This window comes from Comamonas testosteroni (assembly GCF_000761245.1).
Classification (GTDB): domain Bacteria; phylum Pseudomonadota; class Gammaproteobacteria; order Burkholderiales; family Burkholderiaceae_C; genus Comamonas; species Comamonas testosteroni_C.
Genome location: NZ_AWOR01000001.1, coordinates 242,655 through 266,186 on the forward strand (window position 1 = coordinate 242,655; position 23,532 = coordinate 266,186).

22 protein-coding genes are annotated in these 23,532 nt (G+C 59.5%); 16 read left to right on the forward strand and 6 right to left on the reverse strand.

Annotation, left to right across the window (positions count from 1 at the left end):
- Window positions 1-14: 14 nt before the first annotated feature.
- Complete coding sequence (locus P353_RS01030; RefSeq protein ID WP_034364348.1) at window positions 15-932, reverse strand: alpha/beta fold hydrolase; 918 nt, start codon at window positions 930-932, stop codon at window positions 15-17.
- Window positions 933-976: 44 nt separating this feature from the next.
- Complete coding sequence (gene yihA / locus P353_RS01035) at window positions 977-1,717, reverse strand: ribosome biogenesis GTP-binding protein YihA/YsxC (RefSeq protein ID WP_034364350.1); 741 nt, start codon at window positions 1,715-1,717, stop codon at window positions 977-979.
- Window positions 1,718-1,794: 77 nt separating this feature from the next.
- Between yihA and P353_RS01040 the strand changes: the two genes are divergently transcribed.
- The 5 genes from P353_RS01040 to P353_RS01060 all read left to right on the forward strand — a co-directional run bounded on the left by P353_RS01040 (window position 1,795) and on the right by P353_RS01060 (window position 7,879).
- Window positions 1,795-2,418 (forward strand): c-type cytochrome, encoded by a 624-nt coding sequence (locus P353_RS01040; RefSeq protein WP_034364352.1) that lies wholly within the window; start codon window positions 1,795-1,797, stop codon window positions 2,416-2,418.
- 130 nt (window positions 2,419-2,548) lie between these two features.
- The gene (locus P353_RS01045; RefSeq protein WP_034364353.1) at window positions 2,549-4,729 is read left to right on the forward strand and encodes a cytochrome c biogenesis protein ResB; all 2,181 of its coding nucleotides are present in this window, start codon (window positions 2,549-2,551) and stop codon (window positions 4,727-4,729) included.
- Window positions 4,726-6,060 carry a c-type cytochrome biogenesis protein CcsB gene (gene ccsB, locus P353_RS01050; protein ID WP_034364355.1) on the forward strand — a complete coding sequence of 445 codons (1,335 nt, stop codon included), beginning with the start codon at window positions 4,726-4,728 and terminating at the stop codon, window positions 6,058-6,060. Before P353_RS01045 ends, ccsB begins: the two co-directional genes overlap by 4 nt.
- Window positions 6,061-6,254: 194 nt before the next feature.
- Window positions 6,255-7,247 (forward strand): protein-methionine-sulfoxide reductase catalytic subunit MsrP, encoded by a 993-nt coding sequence (gene msrP / locus P353_RS01055; RefSeq protein WP_034364357.1) that lies wholly within the window; start codon window positions 6,255-6,257, stop codon window positions 7,245-7,247.
- On the forward strand, window positions 7,247-7,879 hold the full coding sequence (locus P353_RS01060) for a sulfite oxidase heme-binding subunit YedZ (protein WP_034364359.1): 633 nt from the start codon (window positions 7,247-7,249) through the stop codon (window positions 7,877-7,879). Before msrP ends, P353_RS01060 begins: the two co-directional genes overlap by 1 nt.
- Here P353_RS01060 and P353_RS01065 read toward each other — a convergent pair.
- Together P353_RS01065 and lptM are read right to left on the reverse strand one after the other, a co-directional pair.
- Window positions 7,843-8,670 (reverse strand): MBL fold metallo-hydrolase, encoded by an 828-nt coding sequence (locus P353_RS01065; RefSeq protein ID WP_034364361.1) that lies wholly within the window; start codon window positions 8,668-8,670, stop codon window positions 7,843-7,845. The two genes, P353_RS01060 and P353_RS01065, sit on opposite strands and share 37 nt — an antisense overlap.
- Window positions 8,671-8,744: 74 nt before the next feature.
- On the reverse strand, window positions 8,745-8,993 hold the full coding sequence (lptM, locus tag P353_RS01070; RefSeq protein ID WP_034364363.1) for an LPS translocon maturation chaperone LptM: 249 nt from the start codon (window positions 8,991-8,993) through the stop codon (window positions 8,745-8,747).
- A 12-nt stretch (window positions 8,994-9,005) separates the two neighbouring features.
- Here lptM and cyaY point away from each other — a divergent pair, with 12 nt between their 5' ends.
- Window positions 9,006-9,347, forward strand: coding sequence for an iron donor protein CyaY (gene cyaY / locus P353_RS01075; protein ID WP_003061987.1), 342 nt, complete (start codon window positions 9,006-9,008; stop codon window positions 9,345-9,347).
- A 66-nt stretch (window positions 9,348-9,413) separates the two neighbouring features.
- Here cyaY and P353_RS01080 read toward each other — a convergent pair whose 3' ends face one another.
- Window positions 9,414-11,744 carry a penicillin-binding protein 1A gene (locus P353_RS01080; RefSeq protein WP_034364365.1) on the reverse strand — a complete coding sequence of 777 codons (2,331 nt, stop codon included), beginning with the start codon at window positions 11,742-11,744 and terminating at the stop codon, window positions 9,414-9,416.
- 349 nt (window positions 11,745-12,093) lie between these two features.
- Here P353_RS01080 and P353_RS01085 point away from each other — a divergent pair, with 349 nt between their 5' ends.
- The 10 genes from P353_RS01085 (at window position 12,094) to P353_RS01130 (ending at window position 21,872) form a co-directional block, all read left to right on the forward strand.
- The gene (locus P353_RS01085) at window positions 12,094-13,176 is read left to right on the forward strand and encodes a pilus assembly protein PilM (protein WP_419186636.1); all 1,083 of its coding nucleotides are present in this window, start codon (window positions 12,094-12,096) and stop codon (window positions 13,174-13,176) included.
- Window positions 13,173-13,784 carry a PilN domain-containing protein gene (locus tag P353_RS01090; protein WP_034364367.1) on the forward strand — a complete coding sequence of 204 codons (612 nt, stop codon included), beginning with the start codon at window positions 13,173-13,175 and terminating at the stop codon, window positions 13,782-13,784. Before P353_RS01085 ends, P353_RS01090 begins: the two co-directional genes overlap by 4 nt.
- Window positions 13,784-14,458, forward strand: a complete 675-nt coding sequence (locus P353_RS01095; RefSeq protein WP_034364370.1) for a type 4a pilus biogenesis protein PilO — start codon at window positions 13,784-13,786, stop codon at window positions 14,456-14,458. Before P353_RS01090 ends, P353_RS01095 begins: the two co-directional genes overlap by 1 nt.
- On the forward strand, window positions 14,455-15,006 hold the full coding sequence (locus P353_RS01100) for a pilus assembly protein PilP (protein WP_034364372.1): 552 nt from the start codon (window positions 14,455-14,457) through the stop codon (window positions 15,004-15,006). The genes P353_RS01095 and P353_RS01100 overlap by 4 nt, the downstream gene beginning before the upstream one ends.
- Complete coding sequence (gene pilQ / locus P353_RS01105) at window positions 15,003-17,117, forward strand: type IV pilus secretin PilQ (protein ID WP_034364374.1); 2,115 nt, start codon at window positions 15,003-15,005, stop codon at window positions 17,115-17,117. The genes P353_RS01100 and pilQ overlap by 4 nt, the downstream gene beginning before the upstream one ends.
- 114 nt (window positions 17,118-17,231) lie before the next feature.
- Window positions 17,232-17,768 (forward strand): shikimate kinase, encoded by a 537-nt coding sequence (locus P353_RS01110; protein ID WP_034364376.1) that lies wholly within the window; start codon window positions 17,232-17,234, stop codon window positions 17,766-17,768.
- Window positions 17,769-17,832: 64 nt separating this feature from the next.
- The gene (aroB, locus tag P353_RS01115; RefSeq protein WP_034364378.1) at window positions 17,833-18,930 is read left to right on the forward strand and encodes a 3-dehydroquinate synthase; all 1,098 of its coding nucleotides are present in this window, start codon (window positions 17,833-17,835) and stop codon (window positions 18,928-18,930) included.
- Between the two features lie 85 nt (window positions 18,931-19,015).
- On the forward strand, window positions 19,016-20,194 hold the full coding sequence (locus tag P353_RS01120; RefSeq protein ID WP_034364379.1) for a deoxyguanosinetriphosphate triphosphohydrolase: 1,179 nt from the start codon (window positions 19,016-19,018) through the stop codon (window positions 20,192-20,194).
- A gap of 155 nt (window positions 20,195-20,349) precedes the next feature.
- The gene (locus P353_RS01125; protein ID WP_034364381.1) at window positions 20,350-20,967 is read left to right on the forward strand and encodes a DUF1415 domain-containing protein; all 618 of its coding nucleotides are present in this window, start codon (window positions 20,350-20,352) and stop codon (window positions 20,965-20,967) included.
- Window positions 20,967-21,872, forward strand: a complete 906-nt coding sequence (locus P353_RS01130) for a class I SAM-dependent methyltransferase (RefSeq protein WP_034364384.1) — start codon at window positions 20,967-20,969, stop codon at window positions 21,870-21,872. The genes P353_RS01125 and P353_RS01130 overlap by 1 nt, the downstream gene beginning before the upstream one ends.
- Before the next feature lie 43 nt (window positions 21,873-21,915).
- Here the strand turns inward: P353_RS01130 and pgi are convergent, their stop codons facing one another.
- On the reverse strand, window positions 21,916-23,520 hold the full coding sequence (gene pgi, locus P353_RS01135) for a glucose-6-phosphate isomerase (protein ID WP_034364386.1): 1,605 nt from the start codon (window positions 23,518-23,520) through the stop codon (window positions 21,916-21,918).
- Window positions 23,521-23,532: the final 12 nt, after the last annotated feature.

A 23,532-nucleotide genomic window follows, 5' to 3' on the forward strand; every position in this document is an offset into this window, starting at 1 on the left:
GGCTGCTTCCTTTTTCAGGAGTGACCTGGCACCAGAAGAAACTCGGCCAGAGCGCGCTGCACGGCCTCGGGCCTCTCATGGACCACCCAGTGGCTGCAGCCCTGGAGATGTTCTATCTCCAGCTGCGGCACCCATTGCTCCAGTCCATGCAGCAAAGCGGGCTGTAGTGCCAGGTCGCTGTCCCCCCAGAGAATGCGCACCGGCACAGGGATATGGAGCATTTCATCGGGCAGGCTGAGCTCGCGAATGTCCTGCAGCTCATCGGCGCTGCCGCCCGGACGGGGCGGCACCAGCGGGCTGGCTGCATAGAACATGCAGGCGCCGTGCACGCCCAGGTCCCAATGCTCGCGGTATTGCTGCTGGCGCTCGGGAGTCAGCCATGCGGGCATGCTGCCGTCGGGGTTCTGAAAAAACCTGAGCATGCGCTGCCAGCCGTTTTCGGCCAGCAGCTCGGGTGCATCGGGCCGGCGCAGAAAATGCATGTACTGGCTGGCGGACTGCTGAACAGGGTTGGACTGAAGTTCGCGCAAGAAGCTGCCGGGATGCGGGGAGTTGAGTATGAGCAGCCGCTCAAGGTGCTGGGGATAGCGGTTGGCCAGGCCCCAGGCCACGGCGCCACCCCAGTCATGGGCAATCACGCAGGCAGCGCGCTGGTCACGGCTCTCCAGCGCAATCAGGGCGGCAAGATCCTCTACCAGGTACTTGGCTCGGTAGTCGCTGATGGCCGTGGGCTGGCTGGAGCGGCCATAGCCGCGCAGATTGGGCGCCACGCAGCGGTAGCGGCTGCCAAACTGCGCAAGCAGCCCATCCCAGATGAAGGCCCCTTCGGGAAAGCCGTGAAGAAATAGCAGCAAGGGCTGACCCGGCTCGCCGCTGGTGCGGCATTCCAGTTCAACCCCTGTGGACAGGGTATGCATGCAAGTCGCGACCATGAAGCTCTCCTTTTAGTAGCTTCTGGCGCTTGCAAGATAAGCGCCTATGGCTGATTTTGCTCAGGAGTCTCGTCCGCGGGCGTCGCTTGGGTGACGGGAGCAGCTTGGGGCAATCCCTCGGGGTGGCACCAGTGCCACAGCAGCTGGGCCACATCGTCCACGCCCTGCTTTTTGAGGGCCGAGAACAGACGCACCTCACCACCGCCAGCATTGAGCTTGGTGATGGACAGAATCTTGGCTTGCTCGGCGCGGGTCAGCTTGTCGGCCTTGGTCAGCACGATGAGAAACTTCAGGCCTTGCTCCACGCGTGGGCGGATGGCATCCAGCAGGGCTTCGTCGAGCTCGGTCAGGCCCAGACGCGGGTCGCACAGCAGCACCACGGCGGACAGGCTTTCGCGGCTCATCAGATAGTTGAGCATGACGCGCTGCCAGCGCTCCTTGTCGGTGCGGGAGACGGCAGCGTAGCCATAGCCGGGCAAGTCGGCCAGCACCGCATCGGTCACGCCCTGCTTGCCCAGTGCAAACAGATTGATGTGCTGGGTGCGGCCGGGCTTCTTGGAAGCGAAAGCCAGCTGCTTTTGCTGGGTCAGCGTATTGATGGCGGTGGACTTGCCGGCGTTGGAGCGGCCGACGAAGGCAATCTCGGGAACGTCGACCTTGGGCAGCTGGTTGAGCTGGGCCGCGGTCGTGAAAAAGCGTGCGGTGTGCATCCAGCCCATCGCAAGCTTGCTGTCGATCAAAGAAAGTGTTTTTCCGGCAGTGGTATCCGGGGAAGCATGGGTCATGACGGTAACTATTTCAGGGAGGCCCATTGTAGAATTTGACGGATTCGAGCTCTCAACAATAGACCCAGCCCCTTGATATGAAGTTGCTTGCCTCTTTGCTGACTGCTGCCATTTTCGCAGCACCTGCCTTCCCCGCATTTTCGGCGGGAGAAACACCTGTGAAGGCGGATGCTGCCAAAGGGCAAGCCAGTTATGGGGCGGTCTGCGCCGCCTGTCATGCCGCAGACGGCAATTCCACCATTCCCCTGCAGCCCAAGCTGGCAGGCCAGCACCCCGAGTATCTGGTCAAGCAGCTGCGCGAGTTCAAGGACGGCAAGCGCAACGACCCGGTGATGAAGGGTTTTGCCTCCACGCTCAGCGATGGCGACATGCAAAATATCGCGGTCTGGCTGCATACCCAGGCGCCCAAGAACGGTTTCTCCAAGGACAAGGACTCCATCGCCCTGGGTGAGCGCATTTACCGCGGCGGCATTCAGGAGCGCCAGATTGCCGCCTGCGCGGGCTGCCACAGCCCCAACGGCTCCGGCATTCCGGCCCAGTACCCGCGTCTGTCGGGTCAGCATGCGGATTACACCGTGAAGTCGTTGACGGACTTCCGCGACGGCAAGCGCAGCAATAGCATTCCTATGGCCCAGGTTGCTGCCAAGCTTAATGATCGCGAAATCAAGGCCGTGGCAGACTATATAGCTGGCTTGCGTTAAAAATCCTTTTCACCAGATGCGCGGGTGACTTCGGGAACTTTCAGGCATCTGGCACCCCCCAAGTCAGGCGGGCCCATCGGCTATTTCAGCAGATGGCCCGCCTTTTTGCGTTCGGCTCTATCTCATCCTCATGTCAGACCTTCCACTTCGCGATCGTGACTCCTCTCGCTCACAGGCAGTGCGCGCGACTCTGGAGTTGCTGGCCTCCATGCGCTTTGCGATTTCACTGCTCACGGTTATCTGCATCGCATCGGTCATCGGCACGGTGCTCAAGCAACATGAACCGCTGGTCAACTATGTCAACCAGTTCGGTCCCTTTTGGGCGCAGCTGTTTCTGGCACTCAAGCTCAATGCGGTCTACAGCGCTTGGTGGTTTTTGCTGATTCTGGCGTTCCTGGTCATCAGCACCTCGCTGTGCGTGAGCCGCCATGCCCCCAAATATCTGGCCGATATCCGCAACTACAAGGAAAACCTGCGCGAACAAAGCCTCAAGGCTTTCCACCATCGCGCCGAGGCCGATGTGGCGGGCAGCACCGAAGAGGCGGCCCAGCGCATCGGCCAGCAACTGACATCTGGCGGCTGGAAGGTCAAGCTGCAGCAGCGCGACACGGCGGCCGGACCCGGCACCGGCTGGATGCTGGCAGCCAAGGCCGGTGCGGCCAACAAGCTGGGCTATATCGCCGCGCACTGTGCGATCGTGCTGATCTGCATTGGCGGGCTGTTTGACGGCGATCTCATCGTGCGGGCCCAGATGCTGCTGGGCGGCAAAACGCCTTATACCGGCGGCGGCATGATCTCGGATGTGGCGCCCGAGCACCGTCTGTCCATCAAGAATCCGACCTTCCGAGGCAACCTCATGGTGTCCGAGGGTACGCAGTCCGGCACAGCCATCCTGAATCAATCGGATGGCATCTTGCTGCAAGATCTGCCATTTTCGGTGGAACTCAAAAAATTTATCGTGGAGTACTACTCCACCGGCATGCCCAAGCTGTTTGCCAGCGATATCGTCATCCACGACCGCGCCACGGGCGAGAAGCTGGAAAAGCGCGTGGAAGTGAACCATCCGGCCAGCTACAAGGGCATCGAGATCTATCAGAGCAGCTTCGATGACGGCGGCTCCAGCGTCAAGCTGCATGCCGTGCCCATGGATGGCGTCTCCCAGCCCTTCGATGTGGAGGGCGTGATCGGCAACTCCACTGAGTTCGTGCGCAAGCTGGCCGATGGCCAACAGGACAAGGTGACGCTGGAGTACACGGCACTGCGCACCATCAACGTGGAGAACTTTGGTGGCCAGGACAAGGGCGGCGTCGGCACTGATGTGCGCAAGGTCAACCTGAAGCAGGCCATCGACGAGCGCCTTGGTGCAGCCCACAAGACCACGGACAAAAAGGATTTGCGCAATATCGGACCCAGTGTGGGCTACAAGTTGCGCGATGCCTCGGGTCAGGCGCGCGAGTTCCAGAACTACATGCTGCCTGTGGACACGGGCGAGGGCCAGCCCGTATTCCTGCTCGGCGTGCGTGAGAACCAGGCCGACCAGATGCGTTATCTGCGCGTGCCTGCCGACCCCGAGGGCACGATGAACACCTTCATGCAGCTGCGCCAGGCCATGCAGAGCAAGGCCCTGGCCGAAAAGGCGGCGCGTGCCTATGTGCAGCGGGCAGTCGATGCCTCCAGGCCCGAGCTGGCCGAGCCGTTGACGCAGTCCGCTCTCAAGGCGCTGGAGCTGTTTGCCGGCCAGGACAGCAAGCTCAAGGGCCCTGACGGCCGCCAGCTCGGTGGCCTGCAAGCGATATCGGACTTCATGGACAGCAATGTGCCTGAGGCCGAGCGCGAGCGCGCCGGCGAGGTGCTGGTGCGGATTCTCAACGGCGTTCTGTTCGAGCTGGCCCAACAGGTGCGCCAGCAGGCGGGACTCAAGCCTTTCGAGAACGACGAGAAGACCCAGGCCTTCATGACGCAATCGGTGTTCTCGCTCAGCGACGCGCAGTTCTACCCGGCGCCCGTGGTCTTCATGCTGCAGGACTTCAAGCAGGTGCAGGCCAGCGTGTTCCAGGTGGCGCGAGCTCCCGGTAAGAACATTGTTTACCTGGGTTGCCTCTTCCTGATCATCGGCGTTTTTGCCATGCTGTACGTGCGTGACCGCCGCATCTGGATCTGGCTGACCCCTGCGAATGGCGCCAGCCATGCGAACATGGCCTTGTCCACCAACCGCAAGACCATGGATGGCGACCGCGAGTTCGTCATGCTGGCCGACAAGCTGATCGGGGCCAAGCCCTTACAAAAGAAGACTCCCGGAGGTTCTGTATGAACACCGCAACCACGACATTGACTCTGAACGAAGGCTATTTCGCCCGCCGCAACTGGTTTGACTGGTTGTTCGCGGTCGTGGTGGCCGTGGGCCTGGGCTATGCGCTGCAGCGCTACGCCGCCTATATGGATGTGTATGAGAAGGGCATTTTGCTGGCGACTATCCCGGCCATGATCTGGCTGGGCTGGTTCTGGCGCCCGCTGGCGGTGCTGATGCTGACCGTGGCCGGCTTCTCGCTGATGGCCATCGGCCTGTACCAGGGAGGGGATGGTGGCGAACTGGCACGATCGGAGACCGTCTTCGGCCTGAAGTACTTCCTCTCCAGCCAGTCCGCCATCCTGTGGATGAGCATGGTGTTCTTCATCAGCACGGCCTTCTACTGGATCGGAGTGTTTGCCAAGGGCGAGCGCTCGGTCATGTCGCTGCTGGGCTCGCGTCTGGCGTGGCTGGCCGTCACCATGGCGCTGATCGGCACCATGGTGCGCTGGTACGAGAGCTATCTGCTGGGCCCTGACATCGGCCATATCCCTGTCAGCAATCTCTACGAAGTGTTCGTCATGTTCTGCTGGATGACGGCCACCTTCTATCTGTACTACGAGCAGCATTACGACACGCGTGCCCTGGGCGGCTTTGTGATGCTGGTGGTCAGCGCGGCGGTGGGCTTTCTGCTCTGGTACACGCTGGTGCGCCAGGCCCATGAGATTCAACCTCTGGTGCCTGCCCTCAAGAGCTGGTGGATGAAGCTGCATGTGCCCGCCAACTTCATCGGCTACGGCACGTTTGCACTGTCGGCCATGGTGGCGTTTGCCTATCTGATCAAGCAGCAGGCCACCGAGACCAAGTGGTATAAGCTTGCGCCGCTGTGGCTGCTGGGCGTGGTGCTGTGCTTCGAGCCCATCGTCTTTCGCAAGGGCGCGACCGAGAACGGCGGCAGCTACTGGATGGTGTACTTCGGCATCTCGGCCCTGATCGTGGCCGGCATCCTGCTCTCGCGCAAGCGCATCGCCGCACGCCTGCCCTCGTTCGAGATTCTGGACGACGTGATGTACAAGGCCATCGCCGTGGGCTTTGCCTTCTTCACCATCGCCACCGTGCTCGGCGCTCTGTGGGCGGCCGAGGCCTGGGGCGGTTACTGGAGCTGGGACCCCAAGGAGACCTGGGCGCTGATCGTCTGGCTCAACTATGCGGCCTGGCTGCATATGCGCCTGATGAAGGGCCTGCGCGGCACGGTGTCCGCCTGGTGGGCGCTGGCGGGTCTGGCCGTCACGACCTTTGCCTTCCTGGGCGTGAACATGTTTCTGTCGGGCTTGCATAGCTACGGCGAGCTGTAGGCCTCGCACCAGGCACTCCAAAAAACAGGAGCTGCTTGCGCTGATTGAATAAGGATTTCAGGTTAAAAACAGTCTGAAATCATTGATCATCAAGCGCAAGCAGCTCCTTTTTTATTGAGAAGTTCGGAGGAACTTTGCTGACGCAGGGGGCTTCCAAATCGCACTACTCTTGATCGTCGTTTGGGAGCATTCCTATGCTGATACGTCACCGCAACCAAGGCTTTGAACATCCGCTGAGCAGCGAGATCACGCCTCGGACCCAATACCTGCAGCGTCGGGATTTTCTGCAGACCCTGGCAATGGGCGCTGCGGGTGCGACCCTGGCAGGTTGGGCCGGCCGTGACGCGCTGGCTGCGGCCGATCGTGCGCATCTGCCTGCCCTGAAGGGAGCGGCCAGCAAGGTGGCCGGCGCCATGACCGTGGAGGCTGCCACCAGCTACCAGGACGTGACCAGCTACAACAACTACTACGAGTTCGGTCTGGACAAGGACGAGCCCGCGCGCAATGCGCACACGCTCAAGACCCGGCCCTGGACGGTGCGCATAGAAGGCCTGGTGCAAAAGCCGCAGACGCTGGACATCGACAGCCTGCTCAAACTCGCGACCATGGAAGAACGCATCTATCGCCTGCGCTGCGTGGAGGGCTGGTCCATGGTCATCCCCTGGGTCGGCTATTCGCTGTCCGAGCTGCTCAGGAAAGTGCAGCCGCTCTCCGGCGCCAAGTATTTGGAATTCGTCACCCTGGCCGACAAGGCCCAGATGCCCGGACTCAGAAGTGGCGTGCTGGACTGGCCCTATACCGAAGGCTTGCGGCTGGATGAGGCCATGCACCCGCTGACGCTGCTGGCCTTCGGCATGTATGGCGAGGTTCTGCCCAACCAGAATGGTGCGCCGCTGCGCCTGGTCGTTCCCTGGAAGTATGGTTTCAAGAGTGCCAAGTCGCTGGTGGCGATCCGCCTGACCGACAAGGAGCCCGGCACCGCCTGGAACAAGGCGGCACGCAACGAATACGGCTTTTATTCCAATGTGAATCCCGAGGTCGATCATCCGCGCTGGAGCCAGGCCACCGAGCGGCGCATCGGCGAAGGCGGGCTGTTCGCCAAGCGCCGCAAGACCTTGCTGTTCAACGGCTATGGCGATCAGGTGGCGTCGCTGTATGCGGGCATGGACCTGAAGAAGTTCTACTGATGCAGGCCTGGTTGCTCAAGCCCTGGGCCAAGCCGCTGGTCTTCACGCTGTGCCTGCTGCCTTGCGCATGGCTGTTCTATGCGGCGTTTACCGATGGGCTGGGGGCCAATCCGGCCGAAGCCCTGCTGCGCAGCACGGGCGACTGGACCCTGCGCTTTCTCTGTATCGTGCTGGCGGTGACGCCGCTGCGCCAGGTCGGCGGCTGGAATCTGCTGGTGCGTTACCGGCGCATGCTGGGCCTGTACGTGTTCTTCTACGCCTGTCTGCACCTGCTTTGCTATGCCTGGTTCGACATGGGACTGGACTGGGGCGATATCGTGGCCGATATCCCCAAGCGTCCCTTTATCTTGGTTGGTTTCAGCACCTGGCTGCTGCTGCTGGTGCTGGCTGCCACCTCGCCAAAGTTCATGCTCAGGGCTCTGGGCGGCAAGCGCTGGCAATGGCTGCACCGCGCCGTCTATGTGGCGGTGCCACTGGCCTTGCTGCATTTTTTCTGGATGCGTGCCGGCAAGAACAATTTTGCCGAGGTGGCTGTTTATGCAGCCATTCTCGGTAGCTTGCTTGGCTGGCGAGTGCTGCGTGCACTCAGAGGCAATCAACCGGCGACAGCGCGCAGGGGCGGACGTACCTGACGCGAGACCGGGTCGATCTCTGCTGAAGGCAGCTGGTAAGCGCGCTGGTCGAACAGGTCGATTCCGCATTGCAGGCCTTCGAGCCAGTTGAACAGCTCGCCAATCGCCTGTTTGCCCATGATGGGCGCGCCATGCTGGGGCACGATCATGTCTATGGGCAACTGTCGTGCCATCTGCACCCATAGCCTCAGAATCTTGTTGGAGACCATGTAGCGGCGGTGAAAGCCTTCCATGCGCGAGATATGGGGCGCGAGGTCGGTGACGGGCTTCTGCGCTTCTGCGCCGGTGGTCAGAGACACGCCCAGGTCGCCCGTGAACAGAATCTTGCTGATCGGGTCGTAGAAGTGAAAGTTCCCCTCGGCATGGAGAAAATGCGCCGGCAGCAGCACCAGCTCGCTGTGGCCCAGAGGCAGGCGCGCGCCTGAGTCAGGTACGCCAATGACGCGGTTTTCCGTCTTGCCCACTTTGGTGAAGTGCGGTGCAAAGCGCTCCCAGATGCGCGAGATGACCAGTTGTGCGCGGGTGCTGCTCATCCAGCGATCCAGCGAGGCAATGATGTCCGGGTCGGCATGCGAGGCAATCAGATAGGCGAGCTTTTGCGGCGGGAAATGCCGCGACATGCCCATGAACAGCTCGTTGAAAGCCAGGTTGCCACCGGGATCGATGATGGCGCCCGTGCCGTTGTCCACAATCAGGAACTGGTTGGCCTGAATGGCCTGACCGTCCTCCTCGATGAGGTCGGTGAACATCAGACAGACGTGGTTTTTGTCGCGATAGAGCTCAATGGACATGGCAGTTTGTCAAAGGACAAGATGCCATCACTCTAGAGAGTAAGTCCGGGCGCCATGTTGATGTGCATCAAGCCTCAGGGCTTGGCATCGGTGCGGGGCATCTCGTCAGCCTCTATCGGCGTGGCTTTTGTTGAGGGTGTTGCTGCGCTGGAAGGCTTGGTGGAAATGCCCAGTGTTTCGGGCAGCGTGGCGCGACCCTGCGCCGCAGGATCTGTAGGCAGATAGAGCGGGCCTTTTTGCCCGCAGGCGGAAAGTGCAGCCAGGGACGCCGCACAAGCCGCAAGGGCAATGCTCCTGACTAAAATTTGGTTGGCTTTCAACATGGGCAAATTGTAATGACTGACCTTGAATATCTGGATCGCGCCGACCAACTTCTGCTGGCTGTGGAGCAATGCTGTGATCGCATCAATGACGAAACCGATGCCGACCTTGATGCCCAGCGCGTGGGCGGCATGGTGACTTTGGTGTTTGCCAATCGCAGCCAGATTGTCATCAACCAGCAAAAGCCCCTACATGAAATCTGGCTGGCGGCCAAGGCTGGCGGCTTTCACTATCGTTTTGACGAAGACAAGAAAGTCTGGCTGGACACCAAGGGTGCTGGCGAGTTCTTTGCCAATCTGACGCAATATGCGAGCGAGCAGTCGGGCATGGCTCTGGAGTTCAAGGCCCTGGCCTGAACATTCAGGGTGCTGGAATAAAAAAGCCTGCCTCGATGAGAGGCAGGCTTTTTGTTGTTGGAGGGCTTAGTTTCTGAACAGGTCCAGAATGCGGCTGCGCTCCTCTGCGGCCGGCGGTTGGGTGGCCCCTGGGCCTGCGTTGCCAGGATCGGAGACGCCTTCCATGCCGAGGCTGGAGACGCCGCCGTTGCGTGCGTTTTCTTCGTAATACCAGTCGCCGCCCATATTGACCACGCCAGGCGGGGTCTGGACTTCGGCCACCGGCACGCCCTTGAGTGCGTGCTGCATGAAATTGATCCAGATGGGCAGGCTCAGGCCGCCACCGGTCTCACGCGAGCCCAGATTGCGCGGGGTGTCGTAGCCAATCCAGGAGACAGCGGAAATGCTGGGCTGGTAGCCGGCAAACCAGGCGTCCACCGAGTCATTGGTGGTGCCGGTCTTGCCATACAGGTCGGGGCGCTTGAGTGTGGCCTGGGCACGTGCAGCCGTACCCACGCGTGCCACATCATTGAGCAGGGTGCCGGTGAGGAAGGCATTGCGCTCGGGGATGGCCTGGGGCAGCTCCTTCACCGCGGGTGGGGTGAACTCGGAGAGGATGCGACCCTTGTGGTCTGTCACGCGGGCAATCAGCCAGGGATTGATGCGGTGGCCGCCGTTGGCAAACACCGAATAGGCGCCCGCCATCTGCAGCGGCGTGACGGAGCCGGCGCCCAGGGCCATTGTCAGGTAGGCGGGCTGTTTGGCGGCGTCAAAGCCAAAGCGCGTCGCCCATTCCTGTCCGGTCTTCGGGCCGATGGCCTGAAGCAATCGGATGGAGATCATGTTCTTGGACTTGTTCAAGCCCGTGCGCATGGTCATGGGGCCGTCGTAGCGGCCGTCGTAGTTCTTGGGCTCCCAGGGCTGACCACCGGTGGTCGCTGCACTGAAGAAGATCGGTGCGTCGTTGATCATGGTGGAGGGCGAGAAGCCGTGCTCCAGCGCCGCCGAGTAGATGAAGGGCTTGAAGCTGGAGCCCGGCTGGCGCCAGGCCTGGGTCACGTGGTTGAACTTGTTCTTTTCGAAGTCGAAACCACCGATCAGCGCGCGGATGGCGCCGGTTTGCGTGGACATGGCCACAAAAGCGCCTTCCACTTCGGGCAGCTGGGTGATTTCCCAGGCTCCCTTGGCGTTCTTGATGGCGCGGATCACGGCACCGGGGCGGATCTTGATATTGGGCGGTGCCTTGGGGCTGAGGCCGGATTCGGCGGGCTTGAGGTTGTCACCCGTGATCTCGAAATGGGTACCGTCCGCACGGGCCGCGACGATCTTGCGCGGCGATGCTTCCAGCACCACGGCCGCAACCACATCGCCGTTGTCGGGATGGTTGGCCAGCGCATCGTCGATGGCGTCTTCCAGCTCCTGAGCGTTGCTGGGCAAAGTGATGAACTTCTCGGGGCCGCGGTACTTCTGGCGGCGTTCGTAGTTCATGATGCCTTCGCGCAAAGCCTTGTAGGCAGCCTCTTGTTCACCGGCATTGAGGGTGGTGTAGACGTTCAGGCCGCGGGTATAGGCGTCGCTGCCGTATTGGGCAAAGATCAGTTGACGGGCCATTTCAGCCACGTACTCTGCATGTACGCGGGTCGAATTGGCAGCCGTACGCAGCTTGAGCGGCTCTTCGCGGGCCTGCTTGGCCTGCTCTGCGGTGATGAAACCGTTTTCCTCCATGCGCTCGATGATGTAGAGCTGACGGATGCGAGCGCGCTTGGGGTTGCTGATCGGGTTGTAGGCCGATGGAGCCTTGGGCAGGCCGGCCAGCATGGCGGCTTCGGCCACCGTGATGTCCTTGAGCGGATGGCCGAAATAGGCTTCACAGGCTGCTGCAAAGCCATAGGCACGGTTGCCAAGGAAAATCTGGTTCATGTAGATCTCGAGGATCTGCTCCTTGGTGAGCAAGTGCTCAAGCTTGAAGGTCAGCAGTATTTCGTAGATCTTGCGGGTATAGGTCTTCTCGGAAGAGAGGTAGACATTGCGCGCGACCTGCATGGTGATGGTGGAGGCACCCTGGCTCTTGACCTTGCCCAGGTTGGCCAGCGCAGCACGCAGCATGCCCTTGTAGTCCACGCCGCCATGCTCGAAGAAGCGGGTGTCTTCGATGGCCAGCACCGCATCCGTCATGACCTTGGGTATCTCGTTGATGGGCGTCAGGGTACGACGTTCCTCCCCAAATTCGCCCAGCAGAGCGCCTTCGCTGGAGTAGACCCGCAGCGGTAGCTTGGGGCGGTAGTCTGCAAGTTCGGAGACGTCTGGAAGATTGGGGTAGGCCATGGCCAGCGCCACGGCCACGGCCAGCAAAACGGCCAGGGCAGCGGCGGCGGCAAGTCCGATCAGCCAGAAAATGGAACGCGGCAGCCAGTGCATGCGTTTTTTGAGAGTTTGAGACCCAGGCGCAGGTGCCTGGTGAGCAGAATGTTCTGATGGCGGCATTTCGCAGTATTGGCAAGGGGTAGGGCATTATAGAAATGCCGCCCGGAAAAGCATCGTGGCGGCAGGGTAGGGGCCGCGCTTTGATTGAATCCTAAATCACAGGGTAAGCACCAGTATGCGCAGGGGCTGAGGTTCTTGCAGTTTGACGTTACACAAGTTTGTCTTTTTTTGACCACGAAATACGGTGCAAAGCTCTGCAGCAAAGCATGTGCTGCTATAGCTTGCTGCTAGGATCCCGGGGTATTGCTGGCTTTTGTTTCCATTCTTACAAATCTGGGGGGGCATGTTGATTGCTCTGAGTTCTTTATTCAGCCGTCAGCCTGCGCCTTTGCTTGGCATTGATGTCAGCTCCTCCAGCGTGAAGCTGGTCGAGCTGGCCAAAAGCAAATCCGGCGAGTGGCAACTGGAGCGTTGTGCGATTGAGCCTCTTGAAAAAGGCTGGATCACCGACGGCAATATTGAGAAATTTGATGAGGTGGCGGAGGCTGTGCGCCGCCTGGTCAAGAAAAGCGGAACGCGTACAAAGCAAGTGGCCATGGCGCTGCCGGCCGCTGCTGTGATTACCAAGAAGATCACCTTGCCAGCCGGCTTGACCGAGCTGGAAATGGAAGTTCAGGTCGAGTCCGAAGCCAATCAATACATTCCGTTCTCACTCGATGAGGTGAGCCTGGATTTCTGCGTCATAGGCCCGTCGCTGGTGGCGCCTGGCGATGTGGATGTGCTGATCGCGGCATCGCGCAAGGAAAAAGTGCAGGACCGCCAGGGCCTGGCCGAGGCAGCCGGTCTCAAGCCCATAGTGATCGATATCGAGCCCTACGCCGCCCGAATGGCGGCAACGCGCCTGGTGTCGCGTTTGCCCAATGCCGGGCGTGACGCTGTCGTGGCGCTATTCGAGGTAGGTGCAATGACTACCAGCATGCAGGTGCTTCGCAATGACGAGGTGCTGTATGAGCGTGATCAGGCCTTTGGCGGTGCACAGCTTACCCAGCTGATTGCGCGCCAGTACGGTTTTTCTCCGGAAGAGGCAGAAGCCAAGAAGCGCAGCGGCGAATTGCCAGACGACTATGCGGCTGGTGTGCTCAAGCCCTTCGTGCAAAGCCTGACCCAGGAAGTGGCGCGAGCGTTGCAGTTCTTCTTCACGAGTACTCCCTATAACCGCGTCGATCATGTTTTGCTGGCAGGTGGGTCGTCGTCCTTGCCGGGGCTGGTGGATGCCGTCAGCCAGCAGACTGGATGTGCCTGCAGTCTTGCCAATCCTTTCGAAGGCATGGAAATTGGCAGCGGCGTGCGTCTGAAGAGGATGGCGCGTGAAGCGCCGTCCTATCTGACCTCTTGCGGTTTGGCCATGCGGAGGTTTCAAGAGTGATACTGATCAACCTTTTACCGCACCGCGAAGCAGCCAAGAAGCGCCGTAAAGAAGCGTTTCAGGTCAATATGGTGCTGGGCGCACTGGGTGGACTGCTGATCGCAGCACTGATTTACTGGTACTTCCAGATGATGATCGAGGGCCAGCAGAACAAGAACAATTTGCTGCGCTCCGAAATCAAGGTCCTGGAAACACAGATCAAGGAAATCGAAGGGCTGGAGTCCGAAATTGCCGCCCTGCGTGCACGGCAGAAGGCGGTGGAGGATTTGCAGTCCGACCGCAATCTGCCGGTGTACATGCTCAATGAGCTGGTCAAGCAACTGCCGGACGGTGTCTACATCAGCAGCATCAAGCAAGAAGGCCTGTCTGTGACCATGCAGGGAACTGCGCAGTCGAATGAGCGTATTTCCGAGATGCTGCGCAATCTGACCGATGGCTCGCCCTGGTTCTCCAAGCCGGAGCTGATGGAAATTGTGGCCAAGACGGTTGATGTGACTGCCAAGGATAAGCGCCGTGCAGCTGCATTCACATTGCGCTTCAATCTGACCAGGGCCAGCGATGCGGAGAAAAATCTGCTTGCTGCAACCTCCCCTGTGAAGGCGCAGTAATGGCAAAAAAGAAGAAATCTCTGGACATCGACTTCGCTGCACTGCAAGACAGAGTTCAGCGTCAATTCCGGAATCTGGATCCCAATGATCCTTCGGCCTGGCCTGCCTTGCCCAAGGCACTGCTGTATGTTGCTGTTGCAGTCGCTGTCGCTGCCTTGCTGTGGTTCGTCATCCTGAAAGATTACGAGGCAGAGCTGGACGCCGAGCGTGCGACCGAGGTGACTCTTCGCGAAGACTACTCCAGGAAAATGATCAAGGCGGTGAGTCTGGAGGGCTTGAAGAAGCAGCGCGAGCAGGTGCAGCAGTATGTGACGCAGCTGGAAAAGCAACTACCCAGCAAGGCGGAGATGGCTGCTCTGCTTTCCGATATCAACCAGGCGGGCTTGGGACGTAGTCTGCAGTTTGAAGTATTCCGCCCTGGCGCCATGGTGACCAAGGAGTACTACGCCGAGCTGCCAATCACCCTGAAGGTGACTGGGCGCTATCACGACATCGGTGCTTTTGCCTCAGATATCGCTTTCCTGTCCCGTATCGTGACCTTGAACAATCTGTCCATCACCCCGGGTGGCAAGGACACGGATGTGCTGTCCATGGATGCCACGGCACGGACATTCCGATATCTGGATGCGGACGAAGTCAAGGCGCAGCGCGACGCAGCCAAGGGGAAGAAATGAGCAGAGCATTCTTGAGCCCTGTCTGGCTGGTTCTGATGAGCAGTGCTTTGCTGGCGGGCTGTACCTCCTCCGAGGAGGAGCAACTGCGTGAGTGGATGGCCCAGGAGCGTGCCAATGCCAGGCCTCACGTGACTCCTCTGGAGGAGCCCAAGCCTTTCAAACCCCAGGCCTATACAGGGGCTGATGGCATGGAGCCCTTCAATCCGCTCAAGCTGATCCAGGTGCTGCGCAAGGAGTCTGCGCAATCCAACATCAGCACGGCGTTGCTCACGCCAGAGCTGAGTCGCCGCAAGGAGCCGCTGGAGGCCGAGCCGCTGGACACCATGACCATGGTGGGCAGTCTCGACAAAAAGAACGTGCCCACGGCCTTGGTCAAAGTCGGCGGACTGCTCTATCAGGTACGTGTCGGCAACTATCTGGGGCAGAACTACGGAAAGATCACCAAGATTACGGAAAACTCCATCCAGCTAAGAGAAATTATCCAGGATGGCGGTGGTGACTGGATTGAAAGAACAAGCACTTTGGAGTTGCAGGAGGTTGGCAAATGATGGGTATTAATCGCAGCACTATGGCGAAGGCCCGTTGGGGTCTGACCCTGAGCGGCCTTTTGCTTTCTTCGGCAGCTTGGGCGCAAGCCCGCATCGAGGCTGTTACAGGCGCTTTGCAGTCAGGCTCCGAGGTCGTCCGTGTTGAGTTGTCCGAACCGCTGGCTGCAGACCCGACCGGATTCGTGGTTCAGTCTCCTGCGCGTATCGCTCTGGATTTTCCGGGTGTGAGCAATGGCTCAGGCAAGTCGTTGCTTGAATTCAATCAGGGCAATCTGCGCTCGGCCAATCTGGTGGAAGCATCGGGTCGCTCACGTCTGGTATTGAACCTGAGGACGGCTACGACCTATCGCTTGCAGCGCCAGGGCAAATCTTTGCTGATCTTGCTTGATCCCGCAGGTGCGGCGACAACCGCAGCAGCTGCGGCTCCTGTCATGGCTCCGGTGTTCGAGAACAAGACGGCCGCCTCTGATGCAGCTCCGATTCGCGGTATCGACTTTCGCCGTGGTAGCGATGGCTCCGGCCGGGTTGTAGTGAGCCTTGGCAGCAGCCAGGTTGGGGTGGATCTGCGGCAGGAGGGCAAGGGCCTGACGGTGGACTTCCTGCGTACAGCCCTGCCTGAAAATTTGCGCAAGAAGCTCGATGTGGGAGATTTCGGCACGCCCGTGCAAACGATCTCGACCACTCAGCAAGGTGATCGTGTTCGGATGCGCATTGACCCCGTGGGGGACTGGGAGCACAGCGCATACCAGAGCGACAATCAGTTCGTGGTGGAAGTGCGCCAGAAAAAGGTCGACACCAGCAAGTTGACGCAAGGCCCGGGCTACAGCGGCGAAAAGCTGTCGCTCAATTTCCAGAACATTGAAGTGCGTTCTTTGCTGCAGGTCATCGCGGACTTCACCAACTTCAATATCGTCACTTCGGATACGGTGACAGGTGCCTTGACTCTGCGTCTGAAGGATGTCCCTTGGGACCAGGCTCTTCAGATCATCATGGATGCCAAGGGGCTGGGTATGCGCAAGTCCGGCTCCGTGCTCTGGATCGCTCCCAAGGACGAGATTGATGCACGTACCAAGCGTGACTACGAAGCGGCCATGGAGATCCAGAAGCTGGAGCCTCTGCGCACGCAAGGCTTCCAGCTCAACTATGCGAAGGCGGCGGACATTCTGCAGCAGATCACGACTTCGACAGGCGGCGGTGGTGCAGGCGGTACAGGGTCCAGCACGCGCTTTCTGTCGTCGCGCGGCTCCGCCATTTCCGAGCCACGCACCAATCAGTTGTTTGTGACGGATACGCCGACCAAGCTGGAAGAAATGAAGGCTTTGCTGGCAACGCTGGATGTGCCAGTACGCCAGGTCATGATCGAAGCCCGCATTGTGGAGGCACGCGATACCTTTGGCCGTTCGCTGGGTGTGAAGTTTGGCGGAGGTGCTGTCGGCAGCAACGCCGCCATGACATCGTCCCAGTTCCTGCCTGATAGCAGCTCAGGAACGGGCACCAAGTTCCCCAGTGGCAATTTCGTCAATTTGCCAGCCAGTATTTCGGGAATCAACACTGTGGGGCAGGTCGCATTTTCGGTCTTCAATAGCTCGATGTCGCGTTTCCTGTCCCTGGAACTGTCCGCTCTGGAAGCTGAAGGTGACGGCAAGATCATCTCCAACCCCCGTCTGGTGACAGCAGACCAGAACAAGGCCTTGATCGAGCAAGGCACGGAGTATCCGTATTCCGTGACTGCGCCGAACGGCGCCACGACGATTGCGTTCAAGAAGGCGGTGCTGAAGCTGGAGGTGACTCCGCAGATCACCCCTGAAGGCGACATCATTCTGGATCTGGATGTGAACAAGGACAGCCGCGGCGAGACCACGACTCAGGGCGTCGCCATTGATACCAAGCATGTCAAGACCCAGGTGCTGGTCGAAAATGGTGGCACCGTGGTGATCGGCGGCATCTTTGAACTGGAGGAGACCAACCAGCTCAACAAGGTGCCGCTGTTCGGAGATCTGCCTGTGTTGGGGCATTTGTTCCGTAGTAATACCAAGGCTTCGAGCAAGCGTGAAATGCTGGTTTTCATCACTCCCAAGATGCTGAGCCAGACGCGCAGCACCAGCAAATAACGGTTATCAGTTTTTACATAGGGCCCGCACGAGTTGATGCGGGCCTTTTCATTTGTAATATCTGCGGGCTGCGAGAATCATGGGCTGGCCAGATTGGCGGATGACGGTAACGCGATGACTGTTCTAAAAAAATTTCATATTGCCCTTGTGGGCTTGCCAGGCTCCGGCAAATCCACCATCGGACGCTATTTGGCCAAGCGTTGGTCCATGCCTTTCGTGGATGTGGATGTGGCCATCGAGGAGCATATCGGCTGCACGATTCGCGATTTTTTTGCCAAGGAAGGCGAGTCCAGATTCAGGGATGTAGAGCAGGAGGTGCTGGCAGCGCTGCTGGCGCGACCTGAGAAAACGGTGGTTGCCACAGGTGGCGGTGCCGTGCTGAAGACTGAAAACCGGCAAGAGCTGGCCGAGCATGCACAGGTGGTCTATCTGAGTGCATCACCGCATGAAATTGCCAAGCGCCTGCAGCGGGATACGCAGCGTCCCTTGCTGCAAGTGGACAATCCTTTGCAGCGCTTGCTGGATTTGCATGCCATCAGAGATCCGCTCTACAAGGAAGTGGCGGATTTTGTGGTGGCGGGCAGCGGCCTGTCCGCCACGCAGGTGGCTCAGCGAGTGGCCATGCAGATTGAGCTCGGTCAGCATTCCTGATTGCGCTGAAAAGCTTGTTGGTCAATACACTGCGTGTGGTTCCTGCTATGTATTTTGAGAGAGGTTGAACGTGGAAACGGTGCATATTGATCTGGGAGAGCGCAGCTATCCCATCGTGATTGCAGAAGGCTTGCTGGCCCAGAGCTCCACTTGGCAGGCATTGCCCAAGGCGGCGGCAGCTCTGGTCGTGACCAATGATGTGGTGGCCCCGCTTTATCTGTCTGCGCTCAAGCAGGCCTTGAGCGGCCAATACGCCCAGGTTCACGAGGTGGTGTTGCCCGATGGTGAAGCCCATAAGGACTGGCAGACTCTGAACCTGATTTTTGATGCCCTGTTGCAGCATGGTTGCGACCGCAAGACGGTGCTGTTTGCACTGGGCGGCGGTGTGGTGGGGGATATGACGGGCTTTGCTGCTGCCAGCTATATGCGTGGTGTGCCTTTTGTACAGGTGCCGACCACGCTGCTGTCCCAGGTCGATTCCTCGGTGGGAGGCAAGACTGCCATCAACCACCCGCTGGGCAAGAACATGATTGGGGCCTTCTACCAGCCGCAACTGGTGCTCTGCGATCTGGCTACGCTCGATACCCTTCCCGAGCGCGAGTTGAGCGCAGGTCTGGGGGAAATCATCAAATACGGCCCTATTGCCGATATGCAGTTCTTCGACTGGCTTGAGCGGAACATGGATGGCCTGCTGCACCGCGATCGCGACTTGCTCGCCCATGCCGTCAAGCGAAGTGTGGAGATCAAGGCCTGGGTCGTGGGGCAAGACGAGAAGGAAGCGGGTCTTCGCGCGATTCTCAATTTTGGCCATACCTTCGGTCATGCGATCGAGGCCGGCATGGGCTACGGCAACTGGCTGCACGGTGAGGGTGTGGCGGCAGGCATGGTGATGGCAGCGGAGCTGTCCCAGCGTCTTGGCCTGGTGGAGGCGAGCTTTGTCTCGCGTCTGCGCAAGCTGATTGAGCGAGCGGGCTTGCCGGTGCGCGCAGCGGTCATTGATGTCCAGGACAATGCTGGTCGCTATCTGGAGCTGATGCGGGTCGACAAGAAATCCGAAGCCGGTGAAATCCGCTTTGTGCTGATCGATGGTCCCGGCAAGGCGGTGATGAGGTCGGCGCCCGACGCGCTGGTGCGTGAAGTGATCGAGAGTTGCTGCGCTTGATGAATGGAGCTATGTGAGCAGACCCTGGGGGGACGCAAGCCCATAGCTGTTAGAGTCATTGCATTGAGTTGTTGAGGCGATTTGCATGACCGCTCTGGCTTCCTACGCCTGCCATCCCCAGCAAAGCCGCGGGCGTCGCTTTGCTGAGCCCCCGGCTCCCACGCGCAGCGACTTTCAGCGCGATCGGGATCGCATTGTTCACTCCTCGGCTTTCAGGAGGTTGGTTTACAAGACCCAGGTTTTTGTGAACCATGAGGGCGATCTGTTCCGAACCCGGCTCACGCATTCTCTGGAAGTGGCGCAACTGGGGCGCTCCATCGCGCGTTCTTTGCGCCTGGATGAAGACCTGGTTGAAGCCATCTGTCTGGCGCATGATCTGGGTCACACACCTTTTGGACATGCAGGGCAAGACGCGCTCAATGAGTGCATGAAGCCCCATGGCGGCTTTGAGCACAATCTGCAAAGTCTGCGTGTAGTGGATAGGTTGGAGGAGCGTTATCCTGCCTTTGACGGTCTGAACCTGACTTTTGAAACGCGCGAGGGAATTCTCAAGCATTGCTCGCTCAGCAATGCGCAATTGCTGCATGCACGGGAGCCCGGCGGCGTGGCTGAGCGTTTTCTGGATGGCACTCAGCCTTCTCTGGAAGCTCAGCTATGCAATCTGGCGGATGCGATTGCCTATAACGCCCATGATGTGGACGACGGCGTTCGATCAGGTTTGATCACCATGACCCAGTTGCGTGAAGCCGTGCCTTTGTTTGCCCGCTATTACGCCTCGACATTGGCGGATTGGCCCGATCTGGCTCTGCCGGGAGCTCAGCGAAAGCTGCTCTATGAGAGCATTCGCCGCATGCTCAGTGACCAGGTCTATGACGTCATCCATCACTCACAGGCCGGTATTGAGCAGGCGGCTGTACGCTCGGTGCAGGAGGTTCGTCAGCATGGCCGGACGCTGATCGGTTTCAGCGAAGAGATGAAAGCGCAGTCCCTGGTGCTCAAGCAGTTCTTATTCAGGCAGCTCTATCGGCACCCTCAAGTCATGCAGACCATGAACAGCGCCCAGCAAGTTGTGAAAGAGCTGTTTGCCGCTTATATGGTGGAGCCTGAACGCATGAAGCCGCGCTTTGTTCAGCGTACCCATATCGTCACTACCCTGCATGAACGTGCGCGAGTGGTGGCAGACTTTATTGCGGGTATGACGGATCGTTATGCAGCGCGTGAGCATGAGCGCATTACCGGGCTTAGGCTGCTGGGCGAGGCCTGAGGGAAGCTCTCCAACGGTCTTGCTGCCATTGGCGAGCATGGCACAGGCCGGATCGCTAAAATAGTGGTCCTGTGTATCTAGAGCCGGAATATTTCCCGCCCAGTGCGCATTCTTTGGGGGCGATGGCCCCCGTTTGCATTTTGGAGGGCCCTGACATGACCGAAACTTCAACCATCGCCGATCAGGCTTTCCCGCCAGAGCTTGTGATTGCGGATACCGTGCGCTGGCTGGAAAAGGCCGTGATAGGTCTCAACCTATGCCCTTTCGCCAAAGGCGTGCATGTCAAGGCTCAGATCCACTATGCCGTCAGCGATGCGACCGATGCGGAGGCTGTTGCCGAGGCTCTGCATCGCGAGCTTGAGGCCCTGGCCGAAGCCAACGCAGAAAAACGCGACACCACACTGCTGATACTGCCCCATGCCCTGCAGGATTTTCTGGACTTCAATGACTTTCTTGAAGTGGCGGATGCCATGATCGAGGAGCTGGATCTGGGGGGTATTTTGCAGGTCGCCTCGTTTCATCCTCAATTTCAGTTTGAGGGCACGGATGTGGACGACGTTACCAACTGCACCAATCGTGCTCCCTATCCCATATTGCACTTGCTGCGCGAAGACAGCATCGACAAGGCTGTGGAGGTGTTTCCGGAAGCCGAAACGATATACGAGCGCAACATGGAAACGCTGGAAAAGATCGGCATCGAGGGCTGGCTGGACCTGGATGTCGGGGCTCGCTGCCCCGTGACGGGCAATGCTCAGACGAAGGCAGAGAAGTGATGGGTAAGAACGATAAAAAGCAGAGCCTGCAAAAGCCCGCCAAAGCAGGGGCACTTGATATCGCCGAGCAACTGGGGCTCAAGCCCGGCCAGAGCCTTGAGCTGCTCAAGGCTCTGCATATTCTGACGCGCGAGGGCAAGCTCAATCAGGATTCGCGCCGCAAGCTCAAGCAGGTCTATCACCTCTATCAGTTCATCGAGCCTTTGCTGACAGAGCTGTCCAGGGATGGGCATGCCGTGACACTGGCTGACCATGGTGCGGGCAAGTCCTATCTGGGGTTCATTCTTTACGACCTGTATTTCAAGGCCTTGGCTCAGGGCCGGATTTTCGGTATCGAGACGCGTGCGCCGCTGGTCGAGGCGTCTCAGAAGTTGGCGACTGAACTTGGCTTCGATCGCATGGAGTTTCTCAATATGTCGGTGGCCGAGTCCACGCGAGCAGACTTCATGCCTTCGCAGTTCGATGTGGTCACGGCCCTGCATGCCTGCGATACGGCGACTGATGATGCGATAGCCTTCGGGCTGGAAAAGCAGGCCAAGGCCATGGTGCTGGTGCCTTGCTGTCAGGCAGAGGTGGCTGCATGCCTGCGTCAGACCAAGGCCATGAGTCTGGCGCGCACTCCGCTGGCCGAGTTGTGGCGTCACCCGATCCACACTCGCGAGATGGGCAGTCAGATCACCAATGTGCTGCGCTGTCTGTATCTGGAGGCTTGCGGCTACCAGGTCACGGTCACCGAGCTGGTGGGCTGGGAGCACAGCATGAAAAACGAATTGATCGTGGCCCGTTACACGGGGCAGAAAAAGCGCAGTGCGGTGCAACGCCTGCATCAGCTGCTCGCCGAGTTTGGGCTGGAAAGTCTGGCCGGCGTGCGCTATCCCCATTTGCCGCAAGCCAGCGCGGTCTGAGCAGGCTTAAAGCATGGCCCTGCCGGGCCTGTGCTTTTGGGGCTCAGCGACTTTGCATCAGGCGCTTCATCAACTCCTGCGTCGATGCGTCCACTCCAGCCCAGTCATTGTGGCTCTGGCGGGCATGCAGCTGCTTTGCCAGCTTCTTGCCCAGCTCCACACCCCACTGGTCGAAGCTGTTGATATCCCAGATGGCGCCAGAGACAAAGATGCGATGTTCATACAGCGCGATCAAGGCGCCCAGAGAGGCGGGGTCCAGTCTTTCAAGCATCAGGAAGCTGCTGGGGCGATTGCCGGGACAATCTTTTTCCAGCCCCTCTCCGCAGCGACCCACCATCAGCGCCTGGGCCTGGGCAATGGCGTTGACCACCAGGCTTTGATGGTGCTCGCCCAGGTATTTGCCCCCGTCGCGCAGGGCAATGAATTCGACCGGTATGACATCGCGCCCCTGGTGCAGCATCTGGAAAAAAGCATGCTGCCCATTGGTGCCGGGCTCGCCCCAGATCACCGGTGCAGTGGGGGCGGAGAGCTGTATTCCATTCTTGTTGATGCTTTTGCCATTGCTCTCCATCTCCAGCTGCTGCAGATAGGCCGTCAGGCGGCGCAGGCCGTGGCTGTATGGGGCAATGCAGCGGCTGGAAAACTGGCAGAAATTGCGATACCAGACGTCCAGCAGTCCCAGGCGCACCGGGAGATTGCTTTGCATGGGCGCAGTGAAAAAGTGGGCGTCCATCGCATGAGCGCCGTTCAGCAGAGCCCTGAACTGCTCCGAACCTATTGCGATGGCGATAGGCAAGCCGATGGCGGACCACAGCGAAAAGCGTCCGCCCACCCAGTCCCAGAAACCCAGTGTGCGCTGTATGCCGAATTCCGCCGCAGCCTGTGTATTGGTGGTGAGGGCCACGAAGTGCTGGTCAATCGAGCATGGCACTTGCGGATCTGTGCTGCCCCCATGGTCCAGAAACCACTGCCTGGCCGAGCGAGCATTCAGCATGGTCTCGGCCGTAGTGAAGGATTTGGAGGCAATCAGAAACAGCGTGCTTTCCGGTTTGACCCGGCGCAGCACATGTCCCAGCTCGTGGCCATCCACGTTGGATACAAAGTGAAAGTTCTTGTCCTGGTCTATCCAGTCCTCAAGGGCATTGACCACGACTTCCGGACCCAGGTGCGAGCCGCCGATGCCGATATTGACGATATCGGTGATCTGCCCGCTGCCCCTGATCTGATCGGCCAGGGCGAGCATTCGATCCAGCGTGTCGTGAACTTCACGCAGCGCCGAGTGCATGTCCTGGGGCCAGGACCGTAGCACAGGGGACTGGGCGAGCTGCCCGCCGTCTGCAGGAGTGCGCAGCAGCCAGTGCATCGCGCTGCGCTGCTCGCTGGTATTGATGGCGGCGCCGGCCAGCATGGAGTCGCGCTTGCTCGCGAGCTGGCTCTCGGCTGCAAGCTGCCTCAGAAGGGCCTCGGTTTCGCTAGTCCAGAGGTTTTTCGACAGATCGGCGAAGACATGTGGCGCCTGCATGCTCAGGGCGTCAAGACGTTGCGGGTCTTGTGCAAAAGCCTGGCGCAAATCCAGATGCTGGATCTGCGACCGGTAATGGGTTTGCAAAGCCTGCCAGGCAGGCAGCTCGTGACAAAGAGGCGTCAAAGGAAATTCCAG

Coding starts and splice junctions, on each gene's coding strand:
- P353_RS01125 (WP_034364381.1), top strand. CDS start 20,350: ATGACCGAAACTTCAACCATCGCCGATCAGGCTTTCCCGCCAGAGCTT.
- cyaY (WP_003061987.1), top strand. CDS start 9,006: ATGACTGACCTTGAATATCTGGATCGCGCCGACCAACTTCTGCTGGCT.
- P353_RS01080 (WP_034364365.1), bottom strand. CDS start 11,744: ATGCACTGGCTGCCGCGTTCCATTTTCTGGCTGATCGGACTTGCCGCC.
- P353_RS01085 (WP_419186636.1), top strand. CDS start 12,094: ATGTTGATTGCTCTGAGTTCTTTATTCAGCCGTCAGCCTGCGCCTTTG.
- P353_RS01130 (WP_034364384.1), top strand. CDS start 20,967: ATGGGTAAGAACGATAAAAAGCAGAGCCTGCAAAAGCCCGCCAAAGCA.
- P353_RS01110 (WP_034364376.1), top strand. CDS start 17,232: ATGACTGTTCTAAAAAAATTTCATATTGCCCTTGTGGGCTTGCCAGGC.
- P353_RS01030 (WP_034364348.1), bottom strand. CDS start 932: ATGGTCGCGACTTGCATGCATACCCTGTCCACAGGGGTTGAACTGGAA.
- ccsB (WP_034364355.1), top strand. CDS start 4,726: ATGAACACCGCAACCACGACATTGACTCTGAACGAAGGCTATTTCGCC.
- P353_RS01065 (WP_034364361.1), bottom strand. CDS start 8,670: ATGTCCATTGAGCTCTATCGCGACAAAAACCACGTCTGTCTGATGTTC.
- lptM (WP_034364363.1), bottom strand. CDS start 8,993: ATGTTGAAAGCCAACCAAATTTTAGTCAGGAGCATTGCCCTTGCGGCT.
- pilQ (WP_034364374.1), top strand. CDS start 15,003: ATGATGGGTATTAATCGCAGCACTATGGCGAAGGCCCGTTGGGGTCTG.
- P353_RS01100 (WP_034364372.1), top strand. CDS start 14,455: ATGAGCAGAGCATTCTTGAGCCCTGTCTGGCTGGTTCTGATGAGCAGT.
- P353_RS01120 (WP_034364379.1), top strand. CDS start 19,016: ATGACCGCTCTGGCTTCCTACGCCTGCCATCCCCAGCAAAGCCGCGGG.
- P353_RS01045 (WP_034364353.1), top strand. CDS start 2,549: ATGTCAGACCTTCCACTTCGCGATCGTGACTCCTCTCGCTCACAGGCA.
- msrP (WP_034364357.1), top strand. CDS start 6,255: ATGCTGATACGTCACCGCAACCAAGGCTTTGAACATCCGCTGAGCAGC.
- P353_RS01095 (WP_034364370.1), top strand. CDS start 13,784: ATGGCAAAAAAGAAGAAATCTCTGGACATCGACTTCGCTGCACTGCAA.
- P353_RS01040 (WP_034364352.1), top strand. CDS start 1,795: ATGAAGTTGCTTGCCTCTTTGCTGACTGCTGCCATTTTCGCAGCACCT.
- P353_RS01060 (WP_034364359.1), top strand. CDS start 7,247: ATGCAGGCCTGGTTGCTCAAGCCCTGGGCCAAGCCGCTGGTCTTCACG.
- yihA (WP_034364350.1), bottom strand. CDS start 1,717: ATGACCCATGCTTCCCCGGATACCACTGCCGGAAAAACACTTTCTTTG.